This is a genomic window from Pseudotabrizicola sp. (genome assembly GCF_030684215.1).
Taxonomy (GTDB): domain Bacteria; phylum Pseudomonadota; class Alphaproteobacteria; order Rhodobacterales; family Rhodobacteraceae; genus Pseudotabrizicola.
In genome coordinates this window covers 53658-74736 of sequence record NZ_JAUXOV010000029.1, presented here as the reverse complement: position 1 = coordinate 74736, position 21079 = coordinate 53658, and the positions used below count along the sequence as shown (strand labels likewise).

Below are 21079 nucleotides of genomic sequence, written 5' to 3'. Positions count from 1 at the left end.
GGGTCCTTCATGTTGGGCAAAATGGTTGGAATTCGACCAACGCACCGGCGGGAAGCCACTCTGCGTCGGCAGGAATGAAAATAAGGCCGGACGCCATCGAAAGGCCGTTCACCCGCGACGAATGGCTCTCTGGCTCAAAGCTCACAACCTCGCGGCCTTGCGGATCGAACCCTGCACAGATTGCCGGGCGCAACTCGCAGCGGCCCGTCTTTCTGGAAATGTCATGGGCAGTGACGACATGCCGTCTTTTGGCAGTGTCATCATTTGCACCAGTCATCCGTCTGACAAGCGCCTCGCCAAATAGGTGCCAGGTGATGAACGCTGAAAGTGGATTGCCCGGGAGGCCTAGCCAGGCTGCTTCCCTGACGTGTCCGAAGGACACGGGTTTGCCAGGTTTGATCGCAACACCGCTGAAGATGACCTCGGCACCCATCGCCAACAGCGTTGGTTTTATGTGATCTTCCTCACCCACCGAAATTCCGCCAGTGGTAATCACGAGATCAGCGATGTTTGCCATCTCTGCGATCTGTAAAAACAGCCCGTCCTTGCTGTCGAGACCGTGTTCAACGGTGATGAGATCGATGTCAGGCCGCGTCAGCGCGGCGGTCAGCATGGGCGTATTAACATCCCAGATCTGCGCTGCCGCCCGGTCTGCGCCTGCCTGACGCACCTCATCCCCGGTTACCAGCAAGGCGACGCGCAGGCGTCTGCGCACCCGGACGGACCCTGTACCTGCTGCGGCGCAAGCAGCAATTTCGCGTGGTCCCAGACGTTGTCCCTGCCTTAGAACCATGTCGCCTGCCGCCATTTCACTGCCCGCACGGCGGATGTTCAGCCCCGGTTCGGGACGGCGCGCAATTCGGATGGTCGCACCGCTGCGCTGGACGTCTTCCTGCATAACGACGGCATCCGCCCCTGCAGGGATCGGCGCACCAGTAAAAACCCGGGTGGACTGCAAGCCGTAAATCGGCCGTGTTGCCAGTTGTCCCGCCGGAACCCGTGCGACAACATCCAGCGTCCACGGACCATCTCCGACCAGTGCCGACGTCACGACAGCGAAGCCGTCCATCGCCGAGTTGTCGAAGGGCGGGCTCATACACAAGGCGATGACCGGACTTGCAAGTGTTCGGCCCAAGGCAAGGCCAAGTGCAAGGCCCTCCGTCTCTTCGACCGGGGGCGTCCGAGCAAAGATCAGGGAGAGCGCGTCGTCAATGCTGATCAGCGTCTTGCGGGTACCGCTACCGTCACAGCCACAGCCTTGCGGTGCAATGGGTTGCAAAATCGTCATTCCGCTACCTCCTTCTGGAAATGGCCAGGGCCTATGCTGCAATCGAGGTCGCGCAAACGACCGTCTTTCAATCCGTAAATCAAACCATGCACGCGAAGGTTCGCACGGCGTCGCCAAGCCCTTTGCAGGATGGGCGTTTCGCAGACGCGCCGAACACCCTCGACCACGTTCAGTTCAGCCAGCCGGTCGCGCCTTGCTTCGATATCCGGTTCGTGCGACAAATCGACGGCGTAACTGCGTGCCAGCCGCCGTATCGGCTCCAGCCAGTGATCAGCAAGGCTCTGAGGCAGATCCTCTGTGGCAGCTTTGACGCCACCGCATCCGTAATGACCGCACACAATGATCTCGCGTACTTTCAGTGCCTCGACCGCAAATTCCAGCGCCGATAAAAGGTTCATGTCAGATGAGTGAACGATGTTGGCGACATTGCGATGGACAAAAACCTCGCCCGGATCGAGGCCCGCGACCACGTTTGCAGGCACACGGCTGTCCGAGCAGCCAATCCAGAAAAACTCTGGGGCCTGAATGGCGGCAAGTCGCGTAAAATAGTCAGGTTCTTCGGCGTGACGTTGCTTTGACCACTCATAATTGCGCGCCAGCAGGTCATTCAGCATTGGTCATCTCCTGGATCGGGGGAAGCCCGCGCCGCAATCGCATGTGCTCCGAGAGCATCCGCAAATCGGCCCGGGTCAGCCGGGAGCGGGCGATCGGCAGCAGGATCGCATGCGCAGCCACAAGGTGGCTGCGCATGTGTCCCGCGAACTCGGTCAATGTTGTGCGATCTTCGGCGGTCAGGTCGGCACCGGTGTCAAGATAGTCAGCGAGCGTCACACGCACCTGTGGCAACAGGCGGATTGCTCCAACTTGGTCGGCCCTGATCCGGTTGATTGTCCTTTCGATCGACTCTTCCTCCGAGCAACGCAGCACCAAGAGCGGGAACAGATCCTCAGCTTCGTCCCGCTGATGCACATTCAACTCCTCGTTCAGAAAACGTAAAACGGTCAGTACAGCCTGCCGGTCAGGGGATGTGGCAATCGCGAGATCGTCGATCACCGCACAAATCTGACGTTCGCGCAGGTGATCTTCGCTGATGAAATCCAGAGGGCTTGCGAACAGTCTCTGGCTCGTCGGAGCAACCCCACTTCTATGCCGAGTCGGAACTGACTGTTTCATGACAACCCCCTTCGCGAGGCTCAGATCGGAGCAAGGTTCGTACCCGAGATCTGCGCCCTTTCGGCAAGTGTTTCGATGAAGTCCCGAGACGCACGCGCCCACGCCGCCTTTTCCAGCGCTAGCGTAATCTTGGGCCGGACGGTGTCATAGGGCAGCACCTGCCCCGGTGCGGTCGCGTTCAGCCGGATGAGATGCCAGCCGCGCCGTGACAGGACGGGTGCCGCGGTCATCCCGCCTTCCGCCAGGGTGCGCAGCGCAGCTTCGAACTCTGGCACGGTATCATTGGGGCCCAACTGACCCAGATGGCCACCGGACGCTTTTGACCCGCAATCGCTTGTCCGGGCGGCTGCCGCAAAGCCCTTGGCATCGCCATCAAGCCGCGCCAGAAGAGCAACCGCCCTTGCCTCTGCAACCAACCGCTCTTGCTCGTCCCGCGGGTCACAGGCGCACAGGATGTGCGAGACGTCCCAAAGGGGCGCGGACCGATAGCGATTGGGATCGCGCGCCCATTCGGCCCGAACCGCCTCTTCCGTGATCGGCGCAGTGGTCAGCGCCTCGTCCAGAAGGGCACGGATGAGGGCTTCATCTTCGGTCTCGAAACGGCCCGGCGCAAGTTCCTCCGGGTCGGCATCAAGGTCACGCTTGCGAGCCTCTTGCAGCAAGAGCGTGCGGATCGCCAGCGCCTGCGCCGCCTTGCGCCAGGCGATGCCGGGTTTGTCCTTGGGGGCGGTGTGGTTCTGGGCCTCGGCGGCGATTGCCGCCGAGGGTATGGTTTCGCCGTTCACAACGACATCTGGGAAAAGAGATACGTTCATCTTCGTTCACTCCGCTGGCGTCGTGGCCGAAGGGCCGGATTTGCCTTGGCGGGCGTCATAGGCTTGGCGGCGTTCCTCAAGGGGGCGGCCGCGGCGCGAACGGACAATCTGATAACCGGGACGCAGCGTGACATATCGGATCGGCACTGACAGCATGTGCACCAGCCGGGTGAACGGAAACAGTGCTACGATCACCATGCCCAAGACGATGTGTGCCTTGTAGAGCCAATGCACATTGATGACCTCTGTCCAGGCGTTCAGTTGGAGCGTCATCACGCTTTGAGACCAGGTCATGAACAGCACCATTCCGGCACCGTCCATATGGTCCAGTGTCACGATAATCGTACCCATGCCGATGACGATCTGCAGCCACAAGATCGCCAGAATTGCGATATCGGCAAAGCTGGAATTGACCCTGATGCGCGCATCAAAAAGCCGCCGATGAAGCAGCATCGTGGCGCCGATGAAGGCCGAAAGCCCGGCAATCCCGCCCAAGATCACCGCAACCCATTGCTTCACGCCATACGGAATACCAAGGGCGTCGAGAATCCAGACCGGGGTGAACAGGCCGATCAGATGGCCGAAAAACAGGACGATGATGCCGACGTGAAACAGCACCGAGCCCCACATAAGCTGCTTGCGGCGCAAGAGCTGACTGGATGAGGTTTTCCAAGTGAACGGATCCCGTTCGTATCGCGCAATAGTGCCGACCAGTGCCACGGCGAGTACGGCATAAGGCATGATGCCAAAGATCAGGAAGTTGAGATCGTAATTTCCGAACATGTCATGCGCTCCTGCTCAGCGGTGTGGGGGCGGGCCTGTCCATGGTAGCCAGCATGTCGCGAACCTGCGGGCACCCAGCGTTTGGATCGGGACCGAATGTGACTTCGGTCTCCTCCCAAACGGCATCGAGCGCGTTAAGGTCTGTGGGGTCATCATCGGGCTGCGCCAACATCACGGCTACGGCCTCGGCATCCGCCTGCGCGCCAGCAAGCTGGGAAAGAGCGGCGAACGCGGCAGCATACCTGCTCTCGCGCCGCACCAAACGGGTGGCAAGCGCGTCGAAGATATGCGCCGCATCCGCCAAAGTTTCCTGTGCCTCGAGCGAGGGACGCGTCGACAGGAATTCCAGCAACACCGGCAGGTGGTCGGGCAGTTCCGTGGTGGCGGGCTCGAAGCCCGCCCCCCGGTAGGTCTCGATCAAGCTGACCATTGCGCCCCCCCTGTCCCGGCTTTCGCCATGGACATGCTCGAAGAGGTTCAGTGAAAGTGTACGTGATCGGTCGAACAGCATTACATAGCTTTCCTGAACGTCGAACAGATCGCCCTGCCCCACTTCCTTGGCCAACTTTTGCAATGACTCGCAGGTTTCAGCTTCAAGTCGGTGATCGGAGGCCATGACAGCTGCGATATCAGCCATCGCTTCTTGCAGTTCGGCTGTCGGATAGCTGAGCGTAAGCGACAGCGCCTTGAGTGTACGGTCCATCATCAGAATGACTCCAACGGAAGGGCAAAGGATTTTTTCTTGCCGCCGAACATGGTGGTTTTGCCCGTTTCGCCGCTGGAACAGCCATTGCCATCGGTAAAGCCGCAGCCACCACGAATGTCGGCACCCTCTTCATTTTGTTCGCGGTGTGCAGTCGGGATCGCAAAACGATCCTCGTAGTCGGCGATCGCCATGATCTTGTACATGTCCTCGATCATTCGGCCCGACATGCCGACGCGGGCAGCAATGCCTTCGTCGCGCACGCCGTCCACCGTCAGCGCGCGCATATAGAGGCGCATCGCCGACATGCGTTCAAGCGCGTGAACGATCGGTTCCTCGTCACCTGCCGTAAGCATATTGGCCAGATACTGCACCGGAATGCGCAGGCTGCGCACATCGGGCATCTGGTCGCTCATCGCGATCTGGCCGGCTTGCGCTGCATTCTGGATCGGTGACAGCGGCGGAATATACCACACCATCGGCAGGGTGCGGTATTCGGGATGCAGCGGAAAGGCGACCTTCCACTCCATCGCCATCTTCCAGATCGGGCTGATCTTGGCAGATTCGATCCAGTCTTCGGGAACGCCATCCCTACGGGCGGCAGCGATCACGTCCGGGTCATTCGGATCAAGGAACACGTCAAGCTGTGCGCCATAAAGATCGGTTTCGCGTTCGCTGCTTGCCGCCGCCTCGATCTTGTCGGCGTCATACAGGATCACGCCCAGATAGCGTATTCGACCGACGCAGGTTTCCGAACAGACCGTCGGCTGACCGGATTCAATCCGCGGATAGCAAAAGGTGCATTTCTCGGATTTGCCGCTGTCCCAGTTGTAATAGATCTTCTTGTAGGGGCAGCCCGAGATGCACATCCGCCATCCACGGCACTTTTCCTGATCGATCAGGACGATGCCGTCTTCCTCGCGCTTGTAGATCGCGCCTGAAGGGCAGGCGGCCGAACAGGTGGGGTTCAGGCAATGCTCACACAGGCGTGGCAGATACATCATGAAGGTATTTTCATACTCTCCGTAGATCTGCTTCTGGATGTTCTCAAAGTTGTGGTCCTTGGACCGCTTTGAGAACTCACCGCCGAGGATTTCCTCCCAGTTCGGGCCCTTTTCTATCTTTTCCATCCGCTCGCCGGTGATCTTGGACCGAGGGCGCGCGGTGGGAAAGGCATTCATGTCGGGCGCCGATTTCAGGTGGTCATAGTCGAAATCGAACGGCTCATAGTAATCGTCGATTTCCGGCATGTCCGGGTTCGCGAAGATGTTCGCCAGGATCCGCCACTTGGAGCCCTGCTTGGGGTGCAGCTTGCCCGATTTCGACCGGGCCCAGCCCCCGTTCCAGCGCTTCTGATTCTCCCAGTCAGTCGGATAGCCGGTGCCGGGTTTCGTCTCGACGTTGTTGAACCAGGCGTATTCAACGCCTTCGCGGCTGGTCCAGACGTTCTTACAGGTGACAGAGCAAGTGTGACACCCGATGCACTTGTCCAGGTTCAGAACCTTGCCGATTTGCGCGCGCACTCTCATTCCGCTGCCTCCACTTTGCGGGTTGCGGGCGTGTCCAGCCAGTCAACCTTTTTCATTTTCCGCACGATGACGAACTCGTCGCGGTTGCTGCCCACGGTGCCGTAATAGTTGAAGCCGTAGGACAACTGCGCATAGCCGCCGATCATGTGCGTGGGTTTCAGCGTGGCGCGCGTCACCGAATTATGGATGCCGCCACGATTGCCTGTCTTTTCCGATCCGGGCGTGTTCACGATCTTTTCTTGGGCGTGATACATGAACAATGTGCCCTGCTTAATCCGCTGGGACACCACCACCCGCGCCGTCAGCGCGCCGTTGATGTTGTAGGCCTCAACCCAGTCGTTATCGACCAGCCCAGCCTTCTGGGCGTCCACCTCGGACATCCAGACCACCGGCCCGCCTCTGTTCAGCGTCAGCATCAGGAGGTTGTCGGTATAGGTGCTGTGGATGCCCCACTTCTGGTGCGGCGTGATGAAGTTCAGCACGACATGCGGGCTGCCCTCGGCCGCGTCGTTGTTGACGGCCTTGGTGATGGTCTTGAGGTCTACCGGCGGGCGGTAGCTGACAAAGCCCTCGCCGAAGGCGCGCATCCAGAGGTGGTCCTGGTAGAGCTGCTGGCGGCCTGTCAGGGTGCGCCACGGGATCAGCTCATGCACGTTTGTGTAGCCCGCGTTGTAGCAGACCTCCTCGGACTCAATCCCCGACCATGTGGGGCTGGAGATGATCTTGCGCGGCTGGGCGGCGATATCGCGGAAGCGGATCTTGGTGTGATGCGCCCCCTCGGCCAGATGGGCGTGGTGGCGGCCAGTGGGTTTTTCCAGTTCCTCCCACGCCTTGACGGCCACTTCGCCGTTGGTTTCGGGAGCCAGCATCAGGATCATTTCCGCAGCGTTGATCGCGGTGTCCAGTTTGGCCATGCCCTTCGACACGCCCTCATCCAGCACGACCCCGTTCAGATCACGCAGATGCCCAACTTCGACCTTGGTGTCCCAGTTGATCCCCTTGCCGCCGTTGCCGAGCTTTTCCAAAAGCGGCCCGACCGAGGTGAACTTCTTGTAGAGGTTCGGATAATCCCGCTCGACCGCAATGTAGTTCGGCGCGGTCTTGCCGGGGATCAGATCGCATTCGCCCTTTTTCCAGTCGCGGACATGGGCCTGCGCCAGCTCGGCGGGGGTGTCGTGCAGCAAGGGAAGCTGGACGATGTCGGTCTCGACCCCCAGCACTTCGGGCGCGACTTCCGAAAATTTGCGAGCGATCGACTTGAAGATTTCCCAGTCCGACTTGCTCTCATACGCCGGATCCACCGCCGCCTGCAGCGGGTGGATGAAGGGGTGCATATCGGAGGTGTTCAGATCGTCCTTTTCGTACCAGCTGGCCGTCGGCAGCACGATGTCGGAATAGACGCAGGTGGTGGACATCCGGAAGTCGATGGTCACCAGCAGGTCGAGTTTGCCTTTCGGCGCCTCATCATGCCACACGGCCTCTTTCGGCATCGCACCGCCTTCTTCGCCCAGATCCTTGCCCATCACGCCGTGGTCAGTGCCCAGAAGGTGCTTGAGGAAATATTCATGCCCCTTGCCCGAGGACCCCAGCAGGTTGGACCGCCAGACGAACAGATTGCGCGGCCAGTTTTCCGGCGCATCCGGGTCTTCGCAGGACATCTGCAGGTCGCCGGATTTCAGTTGCTCTGAAACGAAGTCCTTGATCTCCTTACCCGCCGCCTTGGCCTGTTTCGCCACCGCCAACGGGTTGGTTTTCAGTTGCGGGGCAGATGGCAACCAGCCCATCCGTTCGGCGCGGATATTGTAGTCGATCAGGCTGATATCCCAATCGCCCGCAGGCGCGGTGGGCGACAGGATCTCGTCTGCCCGCAATGTCTCATAGCGCCACTGATCAGTGTGCGCATACCAGCACGAGGTCGAGTTCATCTGCCGAGGCGGGCGGCTCCAGTCCAGCGCGAAGGCCAGCGGTGCCCAGCCGGTCTGCGGGCGCAGCTTTTCCTGACCGACATAATGCGACCAACCGCCGCCCTCCTGCCCGATGCAGCCGCACATCACCAGCATGTTGATGATGCCGCGGTAGTTCATGTCCATGTGGTACCAGTGGTTCAGACCGGCCCCGAGGATGACCATGCTCTTGCCACGGGTCTTTTCCGCGTTGCCCGCGAATTCCCGCGCGACGGCGATGATCTTTTCCCGGTCGACGCCGGTAATCTTTTCGGCCCATGCCGGGGTATAGGGGCTGTCGTCGTTGAAGTCCTTGGATACCCACTTGCCGCCAAGGCCGCGATCAAGCCCGTAGTTGGCGCAGAACAGGTCGAACACCGTGGCGACCAGCGCTGACTGACCGTCGGCCAAGGTGACGCGGAGGGCAGGAATGTTCCGGGTCAGAACCTCGGGGTGGTCGCATTTCACGAAATCGCCAGTCGCAACCCCGCCGAAATAGGGGAAATCGACGCCCACCACCTCGTCGTGATCGCCGTCCAAGATCTGGCTCAGGCGCAGTTGGGCCTCAGTTCCCTTGGCGCGCTGCTCAAGGTTCCACTTGCCCTCTTCACCCCAGCGGAATCCGATGGACCCGTTGGGAGCCACGATCTGACCGGATGCCTCGTCATAGGCGACCGTCTTCCAGTCGGGGTTGTTGGTTTCGCCCAGCTTGCCGTCGAAATCCTCGGCGCGCAGCATCCGGCCGGGTACCAGTTGGCCGTCGCGGTCTTCCAGCCGCACCAGCATCGGCATGTCGGTGTATTTGCGAGCGTAGTCCTCGAAATATTCGGCCTGCCGGTCCAGATGGAACTCGCGCAGGATCACATGACCCATGGCCATTGCCAGCGCGGCATCGGTGCCAGCTTGAGGGTTCAGCCAGATGTCACCGAACTTGGCTGCCTCGGAATAATCGGGGCTGACCACGGCGGATTTGGTGCCGCGATAGCGCACTTCGGTGTAGAAATGCGCGTCGGGCGTGCGGGTCTGAGGCACGTTCGAACCCCACAGCATCAGGAAGCCTGCATTGTACCAGTCGGCCGATTCCGGCACGTCGGTCTGTTCGCCCCAGGTCTGGGGCGAGGCGGGCGGTAGGTCGCAATACCAGTCGTAGAACGACATGCAGGTGCCGCCCAAGAGGCTGAGGTAGCGCGAGCCGGCCGCATAGCTGACCATCGACATGGCCGGGATTGGCGAGAAGCCAAACACCCGGTCAGGACCCCAGGTCTTGGCGGTATAGGCGTTGGCAGCGGCGATGATCTCGGTCGCCTCGTCCCACGTTGCGCGCACGAAACCGCCCTTGCCCCGCGTTTTGGTATAACTCGCGCGCAAAACAGGATCATTCTGGATCGAGGCCCATGCCGCCACGGGTGTCATGGTGGGCCGCATCTTGCGCCAGGCGCGCATCAACGCCCCCCGGATCAGCGGGTTCTTCACGCGATTGGCGGAATACAGATACCAGCTATACGACGCCCCCCGCGCACAACCGCGTGGCTCGTGGTTTGGCAATCCCGCCCGGGTGCGCGGATAGTCAGTCTGCTGCGTCTCCCACGTCACAATCCCGGATTTGACGTAGATCTTCCACGAACAGGACCCTGTGCAGTTCACGCCGTGGGTCGAGCGCACAACCTTGTCGTGCCGCCAGCGGTTTCTGTAGACGTCTTCCCAATCGCGGTTCTCGGAAGTGGTCTGGCCCCAGCCATCCGAGAATTGCTCAAGCTCTTTGCTTTGGAAGAAGTTCAGTCTGTCGAGCAGGTGGCTCATCTTGGCTTCCTTTCGTTATTGTGCAGGGTGGGCGGCGGTTGTGGCACGGCCGCGCTCGTTGTCATGGAGAAGCCCGCCTGGGCGCGTATAGATGGCCCAGGTGATGCCAAGGCAAAGCACGTAGAAGATCAGAAACAGCCACAGCGCGCCGATCGGGCTACCGGTCATGGCGATGGATGATCCGTAGGCTTTCGGGATGAAGAACCCGCCATAGGCGCCGATGGCGCTGGTGAAGGCGACGATCCCACCGGACTCCATGGCGATTTGACGGGCGCGGTCAGTGCCGGTCAGCAGCGGCATCAGACGCGGCACTTCGCGGCTCATGATTACGGGAATCATCTGGAACGTGGAGGCATTGCCGACGCCGGTGAAGAAGAACAGCGCCATGAAGCCCGCGAAGAATCCGGCAAACGAACCTGCCTGAAGCGAAAGGATTACTGCAAGGACCGAGGCAATCATCCCCACGAATACCCAGAAGGTGACGCGCCCGCCGCCGAACTTGTCGGACACCCAGCCGGTGCCAGCGCGGCTCAGAGCGCCGACCAGCGGGCCAAGGAAGACATACTGAAGGGCGTTGACATCCGGGAAGACAATCCGGCTCAGCAACGGAAAGCCTGCCGAATAGCCGATGAAGCTGCCGAAGGTGCCGATGTAGAGGACGCACATAAGCCAGTTGTGGGTGCGCCCGAAGATTACCGATTGCTGGGCAAAGCTGGCCTTGGCATCGGCAATGTCGTTCATGCCCCACCATGCCGCGATGGTGGCGGCAAGGATGAATGGTACCCATATAAAACCCGCGTTCTGCATCCAGAGCTGGCCGCCGTCCGACAGATCCTGCGGCGCGCCGCCCATGGCCCCGAACACGCTAATCGTGATGACCAGCGGCACCACGAACTGCATGACGCTGACGCCAAGGTTGCCCAGACCGGCGTTAAGGGCCAGTGCATTGCCTTTTTCCGATTTGGGGAAGAAATAGCCGATATTGGCCATCGAGGAGGCAAAGTTGGCCCCGCCGAGACCGCACAGCAGCGCCAGCACGAGGAAGATGAAATAGGGCGTTTGCGGGTTTTGCACGGCATATCCGATACCGATGGCGGGCAAAAGAAGCGATGCGGTCGAGACCGTCGTCCAGAGGCGCCCGCCGAAGATCGGCACCATGAAGCCATAGAAGATGCGCAGCGTCGCGCCCGACAGGGCGGGCAGGGCCGCAAGCCAGAACAGTTGTTCCGGGGCAAAGTTGAACCCGATGGCAGGCAAGCGTGCAATCACCATCGACCAGACCATCCAGACCGAGAAGGCCAGAAGCAGCGCGGGTATCGAAATCCAGAGATTGCGGCGCGCGACAGCACGGCCTTTTGAATCCCAGAACTGGGGATCTTCGGGGCTCCACTCCTCCAGCACGCGCGGCATGGCAGTGCGCTCAGGGTGGTGGATTGTCTGCATTTCGGGCAGCTGTGGCAGCCGGTCGAGAATTTCGCCATGGGCTGCACGTTCCATCGCCCGGACCGACAGGTGCATCCACGTCAGCGCGATGGCGACGAGGACGAAGAGCAGGGCAAAGCACGATGTGTAAATGCCCGTCAGGTCCAGCAGCGCGCCAAAGGCGATGGGCAGGATGAAACCACCGAGACCGCCGACCATGCCGACAAGACCGCCCACCGCGCCCACATGGTTGGGATAGTAGACCGGGATGTGCTTGAACACTGCCGCCTTGCCAAGGCTCATGAAAAAGCCGAGCGCGAACAGTGTCACGATGAAGGGCCACAGGCCCATCTGCGTGGAAAAGGCGATCGGACCATCCTTGCCCTGAATTATGTAATCGGTCGGAGGATAGGACAGCATGAACAGAAACAGCATGCTGAACCCAAAGGTCCAGTACATGACCGAGCGCGCGCCAAATTTGTCAGACAGGATCCCGCCATAGGCCCGGAACAAGCTGGCCGAGAGACTGAAAGAGGCGGCGGCCATGCCTGCGAAGCGAACGTCGATGCCATAGACGTCGATTAGGTAATGCGGCATCCACAGCGCCAGTGCAACGAAGGCACCGAAAACGAAGAAGTAGTAAAGCGAAAAGCGCCAAACTTGCAGGTTTTTCAGCGGTGCAAACTGCTGCGCGAGGGAAGGCGCCTTGGTGCCGGTCTTGCGGCGTTCCACAAACTCGGGATCATCCTTGGCGAGCAGGAAAAACAGCACACCAATGGTGGCAAGTCCGGCCGCCCAGACATAAGCCACCCCGTGCCAACCAAAACCCACCATTACGAAGGGGGCGACGAACTTTGTGACTGCGGCCCCAACGTTGCCTGCACCGAAAATACCCAGTGCCGTCCCCTGATGACCTGCGTCATACCAGCGGCTGACATAGGCCACGCCGATAATGAACGATCCGCCCGCCAGCCCGATGCCAAGTGCCGCGACCAGATACATTACGTAAGTGTCCGCCAGCGTCAGCGCCCAAGTCGCAAGCGCTGTCAGGATCATCTGGCTGGAGAACACCAGTCGTCCGCCGTATTTTTCGGTCCAAACACCAAGAAACAGGCGTGATACGGAACCGGTAAGGATCGGCGTTGCTATCAGAAGGCCAAACTGGGTGTCATTCAGACCAAGTTCTGCCTTGATGGCGACCCCGATGATGGAAAAAATCGTCCAGACCGCAAAACAGGCGGTGAAGGCGATCGTGCTCAGGCTCAAGGCGCGCGTCTGATCGGCGCGTGAGGCTGTTGCTACGGTCTGCATGGCGGTTCTCCGGCAAGAATAGCGGTGTCACCCCTGCATGGGGTTCAGAGCCAGACTTGAGGCCGGAGCGGCGCTCATGACTTGATCTAGATCATGAACTTAGAAAATGATAACGAAATAAATGACTTATGGAAATTTGTCATGCGATGTTGGGTGTTAAATCAAGGCTGCTGCGGCGAAGCTCAACTGATGGATTGACTTTTATCAATCGATTTGGTGATAATCGGTAGGTACGCAAAGGCCGGGGGGACAACATGCCCGATTCCGAATACCGGGATATTAGAATGCTGAATCTATTCGCGCAGATGGCGGATGAGAACTTCATATCCTTGATGCGGGGCGCCTATGTGCAGAATTTTCCTGCGCAGATTGAACTGATCTCTGAAGGAGAGCCGAGCGATTTTCTTCACATTCTTATTTCGGGCTCGGTCGATCTGTTTTCAGCTTGGAATGGGCGGGATACCAGCCTGGCGACGGTTCGTCCGATCTCGACTTTTATCCTTGCCGCGACTGTCAAGGATGCGCCTTACCTCATGTCGGCCCGCACGCTGGAGAAAAGCAGGATCGCGCTGATCCCCAGCCAGGATGTGCGCGCGATCTTTGACGCCGACAGCAACTTTGCCCGCGCAATCGTCACGGAGCTGGCACAATGCTATCGCTCTGTCATCAAGACGCAGAAGGACCTCAAGCTTAGAACCTCGCTCGAGCGGCTTGCAAATTACTTGCTCAGGCAACAAAAGCGTAGCGGCGGTGGGGCGTCGTTCGAGCTTGATTTCGAAAAGCGTCGCCTCGCCTCGGTGCTTGGCATGACCCCCGAAAACCTTAGCCGCGCATTCAAGGGCCTGCAGCCTTACGGTGTGACGGTGAACGGCACCAACATTATCGTCACCGATCAGATAGATTTGGAGCATTTCGCCAAGCCAAATCCGCTGATTGATGACTTCTCAAGTTGAAGGACAGATAAATGACGAAATCCATGCCCGGCGCCGCCGGAGACCTCGCCGAGGAGTATCCTGATGTTTGGAAGGCCTATGCGGCCCTGGGCAGGGCAACTGCTGACAGTGGACCCCTGACTGCGCGTGAGAAGCGGCTCGTAAAATTGGCGCTGTCGATTGGGGCAGGCTCGGAAGGCGCAGTGCATTCCCACACCCGACGTGCGAGATCCGAGGGGATCGAGCCTGCCGCGATAACGCAGGTCGCAATGCTGGCCATCGGCCCGCTAGGTCTTCCGCGTGCCGTTGCAGCCAAGACTTGGATCGAAGACATCAAGGAGTGACAGTCACGGAAGTGGGCTGACGCCGAAAAGAATGGGATGCAGCCAGACGAGCGTGGCATAAAGGAAAATGCTTGCCAAAAGCCGGACCAAGGTGCCGCCTGTTGCGAACCAAGACAGAAGCGGCACGTTTGCAACTGCAACCCCCAGCCGCAACCACTCCGTCCCCATCTCGCGGCGCTTTCGACGGTCGATCAGGCGACCGCCCACCATCGCGAACACCGCAAAGGTGCCAAATAGGATCACATGTGCCAGATCCCCGTTCGGCACGACATGGGCGGCGGCCCAGAGGGCCAGCGCCAAAAGCAGAGGATGGCGCGACCAGCGTACGATGCCGGGCCGAATCGGGTCGAACCGGTCATTCCACGCGCCACCAAATGAAAACGGATTTGGCCGCGCAATGGTGAACGCAAGGATCAGGCAGACTGGCCCCATGACAACGAGCGGCACATGGGCCTGCCACGGTGCCCACACCCACAGGGGCACATGAGGCGCACGCCCTGCCGCCCCGACCAGCCATGCCAACACCGCAAGTGACAGCGCTGAATAGGCCAGTGTGAAGCCGCGTTGGCCCAGTCGCGTCTGCAGCCATGGCCGCACCGGAGGGCGCACCGGAATGGAGTGCGACAGGAAGAACACTGCATAAGCAGTGACGAACTCAAGCCACCCCATTTGCCAATCCCTTAAATTTACTTCGCGGTGGGGAGGCGCAACAGAAGGGCCCCATAGATCACGGCAAAGCCACCAAAGGCCGTGATCCAGAAAAGCCCCGCCATCAGATGCATCGAGCCAGAGATCTCGGGCCACATTCCTGCAACCACCCGTGCCAGCACCGACATTGTCAGGGTGACATAGATCATAACCGTCCCCGCGCCCGCCGTCAGCGCCCGCCCGGTATGGCCCAATGTGGCACGCGTCATCACGGCCAGCGTCATCAACCCGGTCGCCCCGGCCATCCAGAGGTGCTGGGCGCCTGCCATTCCGAAGGTCCCGGGCCACAGGATCTCTGCCGCCAGCGCGAGCGCCCCCAGCGGCACAAAAGCATAGCCCGCATGCAGCACCGCCACCAGCGGTTCTGCATGCGTTTTGTGGCCCGCCCAGCGGCTCAGCCGGATCACGTGCAGCACCCCTGCCAGTAAAAGCGCAAAACCGGTCGCGGCCGCAATCGGCAACGCGACCCACAGGACAACTGCCACCAGCAAGGCGACAAGCGCTGCCTTGTCGAATGTCTGCATGGGCGACACGGGCAAAGCGGCACTTCGCTGCTTCACCAGCCAGTTGCGGGTGAAGGACGGCACGACGCGCCCCCCGATCACGGCAATCATCATGACGCCTGCGCCGAGGCCCAGCCGCAGACCATAGCCTTGCGCCGCATAATTGCCCCGCGCGGCCTCCCAGTGGAACAATGTGTTGCCGACGATGAAAGCACCCAGCAACCCCACCACAATCAGGTTGCGCCAGTTTTTGCCGGCCACAATCTCGCGCCCGATGGCCAGCGCAAAGACGACCGGAAAGGCCAGATCGATCATCGCGACCAGCAAAGGCGGCAAGCTGCCCGAGAAGGCAACCGCCACACGGCCCGCCAGCCAGAGGCCGGCCAGCATCCCCAGCCACCATCCGACGATGGGCAAGCGCCCCGTCCAGTTCGGCACCGCAGTCAGCAGAAATCCGGCAACCACAGCACCCAGATAGCCAAAGAGGAACTCGTGCGCATGCCAGCTGACCGGATCGAAGGCGGTGGGAAGTGTCAGATGCCCGGACAGCATCGGCACCCAAAGCGCCATCGCAAGTGCCGCCCAGACCGCCGCTCCGAAAAAGAACGGGCGGAACCCGAAGGTCAAGATCGCTGGCCCTGTCCAGGCGCGCATCTGTTGAGCTGTGGTTGCAGTCATTTCAAAGGCCCCTAAATCTGTATCAGGTCGATGCAGCCGCGGCGATCCGCCGATATCCGGCGATGCCGTGATAGAACCCGTTGCTGAATGTCGTGCCATCACACAGGTCACGCAGGCGCATATCGGCCTCGGTTGTCGCCACCTTGCCGTCGAGCACCGACCGGAACACTGTTGTCACACCAACCATATCAACATCCTGCGGCATCAGCCGCAGATGGGTGATGCCGTCTGCAGCAAGACGCCCCAGTTCGGGAAGCAGATCAATGTAGCTTTCAGACAGGGTCTGAATGCCATTCACCCGCAGGATCGGGGAGTCATCGCGTGTTTTCAGCGGCATGCCGTCAGGATCATCCTCGCAGACGAACAGACAGTTATCCTTGGTGCGTCCGTGGGCGCGGGCGTGGTAGCAGCGCGCCGAGACGGCAAGCGATGCCCGACCGAAAACCTGGACCTCGACGCCCAAACCCAGATTGCGGGCGCTTCGCGCGGCGATGGCAATCGCCTCGGCTGGCAATTCGGTGGGCAGGCAGACATGGGTCGCGCCCTGCCGGGCCATCCAGTCAATCGTTGCTTCGTTATAGGCATTCATGAAAGGACCCACACGATGTGGACGCATCCCGCGGGCATAAAGTCCTGCGGCATTGTTCACTTCGATTTCGGGGGCGTCCAACCCGGCGATATCATCCGTCGCCTTGCGCTCGCGTTTCAGCATCACTTCGGCCAGCGTTGAAAGCACGACGGTCTTGCCCGCGCGTTCAAGCCGCTCGATAGTGGCGGGTAGGTCGGCCTCATGAAATGGCGCGCGCTTGGAACAGATCACTTCGCCCAGATAGACCTCATCGAGAGGCGCTTCATCGGCAATGCGGGCATAGAAATCCCGGTTCTTATGTGCGGACCAGTGATAGGCGATGGGCCCCAGCGTAAGTTTCGGTTTCATTGCTTTCACCGCCATTTCTTCGTCTCGAACGCGCCTTGAGTCTGTTTCTGTCCCTCGGTCAAGGCGACCAGATCGGACATATTCGTCGCGCGCCCGGCGCGGATGTCATCTACCGCGTGTCGAAACGCCGTAACGACGTTGCGGACATAACTTTTCGACCGCTGGCGCCCCTCGATTTTGAAGGCGTGCACGCCTGCGTCGATCAGCTCGGGGAGCAACCGAGACAAGTTCAGACTGATCGGTTCTTCGAATGCGTAATACCCCTCGGGCCGGTTCGGGGCGGCGTAGCGCCCTTTGCAGATCGTGGGATAGCCCGCCATTTCCTCGGGTCCGAAGCGGTCAATCGTGAACCCGGCGAGGCGTGATGACATGGACCCGTCTGTGTCCCGGACATATTGCACGTCGGATGCGGGCGAACAGACGCCGTCCATATTGGTCGATTGCCCGGTCAGGTAGTTGGTCAGACTGCATCGCCCTTCGACCATGAGCCCGTGGTTGCCAAAGATGAAGGTCTCGATCTCACAGGGGATTTCCGTGCGGATCTGGCGGATCTCTGGGATTGTCAGGATGCGAGGCAGGACCACGCGCTTGACCCCGAAGTTCTCGCAGTAATAGCGGATCGCTTCGGGCGACGAGGCGGCCGCCTGAACCGAGAGGTGCAGCCGCGCCAGCGGATGGGTGTGTCTGATGTAATCGGCGACGCCCATGTCGGCGACAATGAAGGCGTCCACGCCATACCTCACGCCAAGATAGGCGGCATGGCGCCAAAGGTCCACCTTGCCTGCGGGCGGATAGGTGTTGAGCGCCAAAAGCACCTTGGTGCCCGCGTGATGGGCATACGCCACAGCCGCCGCTAACTCGTCAGGTGTGAAGTTCAAGCCGGGAAAATTGCGGGCGTTGGTGGCATCCTGAAAACCACAATAGACCGCGTCAGCACCCGCATCTACGGCAGTGCGCAGTGCAGCAGGTGTGCCGGCAGGGCAGATCAGTTCAGCGAGGCTCATCTGGTGTCCTGTTGTCTGTTCTTCATTGAATAGCTGCGACGCAACCGTGTCAGTATCGCCCGACCGGGCGCACCGAACATCTCGGCTGTTTCCGTGGCGATTGAACCGTCGATATCGTCAAGCGCGTTGCGCAATCGTACAACCGCCTCGGTGTCACCGGTGATCTCAAGGTCGCGCGAGAAAAAAGCGGCGTCACCGTCCTCTTCGGAATCGACCAGTTCAAGCAGAAGCATGAAACGACCCCGGATCGATGCGCCGGCTGGCAGGGCCGCATCCCGCGGGACCGCGCGGAACACCAGCGCCTGAGGATCTGGCCGAAGATGAAGCGCAAACGGCAGATCCACCGGGTCGATGAGGAAATCAGTGCTCTGATGTGAGCCAAGACGCGCAAAAAGGGATGGATGCCGCAATGCGACGCGCCGCACGACGCGCGACAGCATCGGCTGGATCAGGACGCAGGCGAGGCGCGCGAACATGCCGGTGCCCAGCAACGGGGGTTGCGGCGCGTCGCGGATGTCGGTGTTCATGACGCTGGTCTCCTTGAGGCGGAAATCCCGTCCTCAGTGACAATCAAATCAAGCGGGATATCGTGGGGTTGCGGGAAAATCGTGGCAAGGCGAGCGCCGGCAAGCGCGATTCCAAAGGCAAAGGGTCGCGGTGTCACTGTCGCAAGCGTGCGGTCAAAATATCCTCCGCCCCAGCCCAGACGGTAACACCTTTCATCCCATCCCAGACAGGGCGCGAGTGTCACATCAGGCGTGAGGGCTGCGGCGTTTGGCGGTGGGACGGGAATGTTCCAATCGCCACGCACCATGCGGGTCTCGGGCGTCCAACGGCGAAAGATCAGGGGCGCAGCGCGGGTTTCCACCACCGGCAAGGCGATGATGACACCGATCCGATGCAGGTCAGACATCAAAACGCGCAGATCAGGTTCGCCTTTGATTGGCCAATATCCAGACAACACAGTCCCCGGCGCCACGCCGCGCGCTGTGAGCGCCTTACGCAATTGCAGGCCGATCTGAACCGACAACTGCGCCCGCCCGGTCTGGCCCAGTCCCTCCCTCCGTCCAATCAGCCTTGTCCGCTCAGCGCGGCGCCAACGCGCAACATCGCGCGCTTGCTCCGGATCGATGCCTGACGCGCCAAAATGGTCAGGTGCTACCTCGCCTGCCAAGCATGGCGACGAGGCGAAGCGGCTCAGCCCGTCACTGTCCCCGATCATTGCACGCCTCGGCCAAGGGCCTGCTCCGGGAAGAAGCCGTTTCAGGCATTTGCATGATTGCGTGTTTCGAACTGCGGAAAGAGGACATCATTCTCGAGTCGCATGTGCTCGGTTAGGTCTGCCACAAATTCGATGAGCCCATCATACAGTCGGGTCCACGTGCCACATGCGCCCGTTGGCAAGGTCAGGTTACCGGTAAGGTGGTTGATTTGTGCGACAGCCCGGACGTGGTCGTCATGATCGGCACGCATCACAGCAATAGGATTTTCGATACCAGAGGCACCGCCGTTGCGGATGGCGGGGAAGAGGATGAGTTCTTCCTTTTTCATATGCACTTCCATCTCGCCGGTCATCCGGCGCAAAAGCTCGGACAGACCGTCTGGCACGTCCTCGTCGCCAAAATGGACCATCTCCACTTTCTCGGCCATCTCAACGAGCGACGCTAGCTGCACGCGATGCCGCGCGTGGTAGCGCGTTTCTATGTAATAGGTCAGTTCTGCTGCATCATGGACGGGAGGCGCGTCGGCCATCTGGGTATCCTTTCATCAAAAAGAAGTGAGGGCACTGCATCGGGGGCGGCTTGCGCCTCGGCTACGGCGATTTGAAGCGAACGCGCAATGCGTTCGGCGCGAAGGATGGCATGGGCCACTCCTTCGGGGGTGCAAACCTCTTGCGCCGCCTGCCGAAAACGCTGGAGCCAGCGGTCAAAATGTGCGGCGTTGATCGGAAGTGATGTGTGGGCGGGAACCGGGCGGCCATGATAGCGACCCGTCATCAGAGCCACCGAAGACCAGAAGGACAACATACGTTCGACGTGTGACCCCCAGTCGGTTATGCGCGCGGCGAAGATCGGGCCGAGCACTGGGTCTGCGCGAACTTTAGTGTAAAAGCCATGAACAAGCGCGCCCAACGTGGCATCGTCAAGGCCCGTCACAGCGCGAATGACAATGGTCATGTCGGGCCGGGCAGAAGACATCTCCGGAGACAGGGCTGGCGTGTTCATGAGCCTTCCAACGTTTTTACTTGTGATCGAGGGTATGTCTGTTAATACGCACTGTAAATACCAATTCGAGAGCGAGGTCGGCGACAATGCGCCTCACCACCTTCACTGACTACGGATTGCGCATGCTGATGCGCATGGCGAGCGCGCCCGACCGAGGATTCTCGACTGCGGAGTTTTCTGAAGAATTCGGCTTGTCGCGCAACCATCTGGCCAAGATCATGCAGCACCTCGCGCGCGCCGGCTTGATCGAAACCCGGCGCGGCGGCGGCGGCGGCGCAACGCTGGCCCGACCAGCCGCCGATATCCGGCTTGGTAGCGTCGTTCGCTTGCTTGAAGAGGGTCAGCCGCTGGTCGAGTGCCTCGGCGCGGGTAAAAACTCCTGCACCCTCGACGGCAGATGTCGGCTCAAGGGCCGCCTGCGTTCCGCAGAAGCAGTGTTTCTCGCCGAACTCGACCGCTCAACGCTCGCAGACATTGCACTCGATCCGATCCTATTGCGGTGACAAAGGACCAGACAAGGGAGTGCCCGTTGACCACATCACCCCAAACGCTCAAGACCAAGACGCCTGAGAGGGGTAACTTTTCGTCGGCGGATACACATTGGAAGGAAACGCAATGACATCTGTCGAGCGCGTCACCGGGGATATTGTCATCGACGCACGATTGGTGGCCCAAGCCTTCAAGCTGTCTGAAGAAGAAATCAGGGTGCACATGCACGACGGCTTTTATCACGTCGCGTTGTGAACTGGGCGTGGACGAAGACGCCGGGTGCTGGCGTCTGACCTTCTATCACTTGAATCGCGCGTGCCGGTTTATCGTCGATGCGGAAGGAACCGTGCTGAAATCGGTGAGATTCCCTGTCAAGACGCGGGAGCAAACAGTTGTCTGACCCGATCTGTCATTCGCCGCCACCTGATCGCACAGCCTGATGCACACACGCAGTAAGTCTTCCGGATCAGCAATTTCAGTCAGGAAGTGGAA

General features: G+C 60.3%; 22 protein-coding genes. 5 read left to right on the top strand and 17 right to left on the bottom strand.

The genetic code is table 11. The features are described 5' to 3' along the window. Positions 1-7 precede the first annotated feature (7 nt). From glp to Q8K08_RS04780, 9 genes are read right to left on the bottom strand one after another with little or no spacing between them, the layout of a single operon-like run. A complete protein-coding gene (gene glp / locus Q8K08_RS04820; protein ID WP_304802844.1) occupies positions 8-1288 on the bottom strand; it encodes a gephyrin-like molybdotransferase Glp in 1281 nt (426 codons plus the stop codon). Further along, on the bottom strand, positions 1285-1902 hold the full coding sequence (locus Q8K08_RS04815; protein ID WP_304802842.1) for a carbonic anhydrase: 618 nt from the start codon (positions 1900-1902) through the stop codon (positions 1285-1287). Before Q8K08_RS04815 ends, glp begins: the two co-directional genes overlap by 4 nt. Beyond that, on the bottom strand, positions 1892-2461 hold the full coding sequence (locus Q8K08_RS04810; RefSeq protein ID WP_305249350.1) for a hemerythrin domain-containing protein: 570 nt from the start codon (positions 2459-2461) through the stop codon (positions 1892-1894). Before Q8K08_RS04810 ends, Q8K08_RS04815 begins: the two co-directional genes overlap by 11 nt. A 20-nt stretch (positions 2462-2481) precedes the next feature. Further along, positions 2482-3276 carry a peptidylprolyl isomerase gene (locus tag Q8K08_RS04805; protein ID WP_305249349.1) on the bottom strand — a complete coding sequence of 265 codons (795 nt, stop codon included), beginning with the start codon at positions 3274-3276 and terminating at the stop codon, positions 2482-2484. A gap of 6 nt (positions 3277-3282) precedes the next feature. Continuing rightward, positions 3283-4059, bottom strand: a complete 777-nt coding sequence (gene narI, locus Q8K08_RS04800) for a respiratory nitrate reductase subunit gamma (RefSeq protein ID WP_304802835.1) — start codon at positions 4057-4059, stop codon at positions 3283-3285. Position 4060: 1 nt separating this feature from the next. Further along, positions 4061-4762: a nitrate reductase molybdenum cofactor assembly chaperone gene (narJ, locus tag Q8K08_RS04795; RefSeq protein ID WP_304802853.1), complete on the bottom strand. Its 702-nt coding sequence runs from the start codon at positions 4760-4762 to the stop codon at positions 4061-4063. A 2-nt stretch (positions 4763-4764) separates the two neighbouring features. Then, on the bottom strand, positions 4765-6291 hold the full coding sequence (gene narH, locus Q8K08_RS04790) for a nitrate reductase subunit beta (RefSeq protein WP_304802833.1): 1527 nt from the start codon (positions 6289-6291) through the stop codon (positions 4765-4767). Then, the gene (locus tag Q8K08_RS04785; RefSeq protein WP_304802831.1) at positions 6288-10034 is read right to left on the bottom strand and encodes a nitrate reductase subunit alpha; all 3747 of its coding nucleotides are present in this window, start codon (positions 10032-10034) and stop codon (positions 6288-6290) included. The genes narH and Q8K08_RS04785 overlap by 4 nt, the downstream gene beginning before the upstream one ends. A 15-nt stretch (positions 10035-10049) precedes the next feature. After that, complete coding sequence (locus Q8K08_RS04780) at positions 10050-12767, bottom strand: MFS transporter (RefSeq protein ID WP_305249348.1); 2718 nt, start codon at positions 12765-12767, stop codon at positions 10050-10052. 254 nt (positions 12768-13021) lie between these two features. Here Q8K08_RS04780 and Q8K08_RS04775 point away from each other — a divergent pair, with 254 nt between their 5' ends. Together Q8K08_RS04775 and Q8K08_RS04770 are read left to right on the top strand one after the other, a co-directional pair. Beyond that, positions 13022-13720, top strand: coding sequence for a cyclic nucleotide-binding domain-containing protein (locus Q8K08_RS04775; RefSeq protein ID WP_305249347.1), 699 nt, complete (start codon positions 13022-13024; stop codon positions 13718-13720). An 11-nt stretch (positions 13721-13731) separates the two neighbouring features. Beyond that, positions 13732-14043, top strand: coding sequence for a carboxymuconolactone decarboxylase family protein (locus tag Q8K08_RS04770; protein ID WP_304802825.1), 312 nt, complete (start codon positions 13732-13734; stop codon positions 14041-14043). A 3-nt stretch (positions 14044-14046) separates the two neighbouring features. Here the strand turns inward: Q8K08_RS04770 and Q8K08_RS04765 are convergent, their stop codons facing one another. Genes Q8K08_RS04765 through Q8K08_RS04730 form a run of 8 tightly spaced genes read right to left on the bottom strand, consistent with a single transcriptional unit; the run spans position 14047 to position 20050 of the window. Continuing rightward, positions 14047-14712 (bottom strand): NnrU family protein, encoded by a 666-nt coding sequence (locus tag Q8K08_RS04765; protein WP_304802823.1) that lies wholly within the window; start codon positions 14710-14712, stop codon positions 14047-14049. 17 nt (positions 14713-14729) lie between these two features. Continuing rightward, positions 14730-15908, bottom strand: coding sequence for an NnrS family protein (locus tag Q8K08_RS04760; RefSeq protein ID WP_305249346.1), 1179 nt, complete (start codon positions 15906-15908; stop codon positions 14730-14732). 46 nt (positions 15909-15954) lie between these two features. Next, on the bottom strand, positions 15955-16869 hold the full coding sequence (locus tag Q8K08_RS04755; RefSeq protein WP_304802819.1) for a U32 family peptidase: 915 nt from the start codon (positions 16867-16869) through the stop codon (positions 15955-15957). Between the two features lie 5 nt (positions 16870-16874). Continuing rightward, entirely contained in the window at positions 16875-17873 is a 999-nt protein-coding gene (locus Q8K08_RS04750) for a peptidase U32 family protein (protein WP_304802817.1), read from the bottom strand. Continuing rightward, positions 17870-18400 carry an SCP2 domain-containing protein gene (locus Q8K08_RS04745; protein WP_305249345.1) on the bottom strand — a complete coding sequence of 177 codons (531 nt, stop codon included), beginning with the start codon at positions 18398-18400 and terminating at the stop codon, positions 17870-17872. The genes Q8K08_RS04750 and Q8K08_RS04745 overlap by 4 nt, the downstream gene beginning before the upstream one ends. Beyond that, positions 18397-19095: a 5-formyltetrahydrofolate cyclo-ligase gene (locus Q8K08_RS04740; RefSeq protein ID WP_305249344.1), complete on the bottom strand. Its 699-nt coding sequence runs from the start codon at positions 19093-19095 to the stop codon at positions 18397-18399. The genes Q8K08_RS04745 and Q8K08_RS04740 overlap by 4 nt, the downstream gene beginning before the upstream one ends. Before the next feature lie 41 nt (positions 19096-19136). Continuing rightward, the gene (locus Q8K08_RS04735) at positions 19137-19625 is read right to left on the bottom strand and encodes a hemerythrin domain-containing protein (protein WP_304802812.1); all 489 of its coding nucleotides are present in this window, start codon (positions 19623-19625) and stop codon (positions 19137-19139) included. Further along, entirely contained in the window at positions 19586-20050 is a 465-nt protein-coding gene (locus Q8K08_RS04730) for a group III truncated hemoglobin (RefSeq protein ID WP_305249343.1), read from the bottom strand. The genes Q8K08_RS04735 and Q8K08_RS04730 overlap by 40 nt, the downstream gene beginning before the upstream one ends. A 134-nt stretch (positions 20051-20184) precedes the next feature. Between Q8K08_RS04730 and Q8K08_RS04725 the strand changes: the two genes are divergently transcribed. The 3 genes from Q8K08_RS04725 (at position 20185) to Q8K08_RS21930 (ending at position 20987) form a co-directional block, all read left to right on the top strand. Further along, positions 20185-20601, top strand: a complete 417-nt coding sequence (locus Q8K08_RS04725) for an Rrf2 family transcriptional regulator (RefSeq protein ID WP_304802809.1) — start codon at positions 20185-20187, stop codon at positions 20599-20601. A 112-nt stretch (positions 20602-20713) separates the two neighbouring features. Next, positions 20714-20842 carry a DUF6522 family protein gene (locus Q8K08_RS04720; RefSeq protein WP_304802807.1) on the top strand — a complete coding sequence of 43 codons (129 nt, stop codon included), beginning with the start codon at positions 20714-20716 and terminating at the stop codon, positions 20840-20842. 7 nt (positions 20843-20849) lie between these two features. Further along, entirely contained in the window at positions 20850-20987 is a 138-nt protein-coding gene (locus Q8K08_RS21930) for a DUF6522 family protein (protein WP_370654167.1), read from the top strand. The last annotated feature ends 92 nt before the right edge of the window (positions 20988-21079 follow it).